This is a genomic window from Rhodococcus sp. PAE-6, assembly GCF_025290685.1.
GTDB classification, from domain to species: Bacteria; Actinomycetota; Actinomycetes; order Mycobacteriales; family Mycobacteriaceae; genus Rhodococcus; species Rhodococcus pyridinivorans.
In genome coordinates this window covers 1-2,284 of sequence record NZ_JAOCLZ010000062.1, presented here as the reverse complement: position 1 = coordinate 2,284, position 2,284 = coordinate 1, and the positions used below count along the sequence as shown (strand labels likewise).

At 60.2% G+C, this 2,284-nt stretch carries 2 protein-coding genes; both read left to right on the top strand.

Features of this window, described 5'->3' with window-relative positions:
- Window positions 1-108 precede the first annotated feature (108 nt).
- Window positions 109-834 carry a zinc-binding dehydrogenase gene (locus NVV99_RS26165; RefSeq protein ID WP_260783271.1) on the top strand — a complete coding sequence of 242 codons (726 nt, stop codon included), beginning with the start codon at window positions 109-111 and terminating at the stop codon, window positions 832-834.
- 201 nt (window positions 835-1,035) lie between these two features.
- Complete coding sequence (locus NVV99_RS26160; RefSeq protein WP_241064996.1) at window positions 1,036-2,154, top strand: NDMA-dependent alcohol dehydrogenase; 1,119 nt, start codon at window positions 1,036-1,038, stop codon at window positions 2,152-2,154.
- Window positions 2,155-2,284 lie beyond the last annotated feature (130 nt).

The following is a 2,284-nucleotide window of genomic DNA, read 5'->3' as shown; positions in this document are numbered from 1 at the left end:
CATTTCGCAGCAGCCGCCTGATCGGCGCAGAGCGACAGCCTACCTCTGACTGCCGCCAATCTTTGCAACAGAGCCGTCGGCGGCATCATCACCGAGCTCGGGGAGGGTGTGACCGGCCATTCGATCGGCGACCGTGTGACGATCGGTTACCTGAAACCACCACCATGGGGTCCGGGTCTGGGCCGAGATGGCGGGTACGCAGAGAAAACCGTCATTTACGAAGACGAGATCATCGGCGTGCCGGACAATGTCTCCTTGGTCCAAGCCGCAGTCGCCTCGGACTCCGCCGCAACCTCATACCATGCTGTGCATACTGTCGGCGGGGTCACCAAGGACTCTGTCGTCGGAATCATCGGCCTAGGCGGACTCGGCCTGGCCGGCGCCCGCTTCGCGGCGCTGACAGGGGCGGCGGTATACGGGGTGGACACCAACGAAGACGTCTTCGCGGAGGCAAAGCGCCTGGGTGTCGCCCAAACCTACACTGACGCTGCCGATCTGGTTGAGCACTCGCCCGACGTCGTTGTGGACTTCGCCGGATTCGAAACCACAACCAGTGCTGCGCTGCATGCGGTACGACAAGGCGGGGTCGTGGTCCAGGTAGGCCTGGGCAGCATAGAATCGACGATTTCGAAACAGGACCTGGTTCTCAAACAGGTTCGACTGGAAGGCTCTTTGGGGAGCTCCCAAGAAGACCTCAAAGCCGTCCTCGACTTGATCTCGACTGGCGTTTTCACTCCGAAGATCGAGCAGATCGGCTTCGACGAGATAGGAGAGGGCATCAGCAGACTGCAGAAGGGCGGCCTGACCGGCCGACTGGCTGCCGCGCTCGACTAGGGGCACAACCAGATCCGTTCCCTCTGAAGGGTAACCGACTTGTGTGCAGGCGAATTCGAGTCGGCACGCTCTTGACAGAGAATCAAACGAACCGTAGATTTATGATGTACATCACCACTAGGTGCAGATGCTCTCAAACGCATCACCGATGTATCCGCTCGATTCACACTGTGCATTTGTCACCCCTTGGAGGACCACATCATGAAGACTCAGGCTGCTGTTCTGTGGGAACTGAACGCAGATTGGAAGGTTCAGACTGTAGAACTCGATGACCCGGGCCCTACCGAGGTACTTGTCGAGATGAAGGCGACAGGACTATGTCATTCGGACGATCATTCGGTTACTGGCGACATGCCGACCCCGCGTCCTATCGTCGGTGGGCACGAAGGAGCCGGGATCGTTCGCAAGGTAGGAGCAGAAGTCCACGACCTCGCTGTCGGTGACCATGTCATCACCTCATTCATCCCGGCCTGCGGGAAATGTCGCTGGTGCGCAATGGGAATGCAGAACCTGTGCGACAACGGGGCCATCATTCTCGAAGGTACGCAGCCGAGTGGTGGATACCGGATGCACATCGACGGAACCGATATCGGGACACTGAGCACGCTCGGAACCTTCGCCGAATGGCAAGTGTACGACCAGATGTCGGTTGTCCGGATCGATAAGGACATCCCACTCGATGTCGCCTGCCTCGTGGCCTGCGGTGTCCAGACCGGTTTTGGTTCTGCAACCACGGCGGCGGAGGTAAGGGCCGGCGACGTCGTCTTGGTCATCGGTGCAGGTGGGGTCGGGATGAATGCCGTGCAGGGCGCCGCAATGTCCGGCGCGAGTCACGTCGTCGTGGTGGATCCCGCACCGTTCAAGCGGGAGCAAGCCCCCATCTTCGGCGCCACCGAGACCTTTGCCGACTTCGCCGAGGCCGACGAGTTCGTCAAGTCAATCACCAATGGGCAGGGCGCAGACTCCGCCATCGTCACGATGGGTATTGTGCACGGAGAGGATATCGGTAGGGCGTACAACGCAATTCGCAAAGCCGGCACCCTCGTCATTACCGGCCTGGGCCCAATCGACGAGGACGGACTCCCCGGCGTCAACGCATTCACGCTGTCCATGTTCCAGAAGCGCATCCAAGGTGCGCTGTACGGCATGGCTTCCCCGCGCGAGGCGATGCCGATGCTGCTGCGGTTGTACCAGTCGGGCAAGCTCAAGCTCGACGAACTGATCACCCGCCGCTATACCCTCGACCAGATCAACCAGGCGTACGCGGACATGCACGACGGACGCAATATCCGCGGGATCATCGAATTCGGTAGCAAGTAGCACCCACCAGTACAGCCGTGCATCCGACGCACACCTTCGAACACTCGAGATCGGGCTCTGTTGCAAAGATTGGCGGCAGTCAGAGGTAGGCTGTCGCTCTGCGCCGATCAGGCGGCTGCTGCGAAATGGT

Coding starts and splice junctions, on each gene's coding strand:
- NVV99_RS26160 (WP_241064996.1), top strand. CDS start 1,036: ATGAAGACTCAGGCTGCTGTTCTGTGGGAACTGAACGCAGATTGGAAG.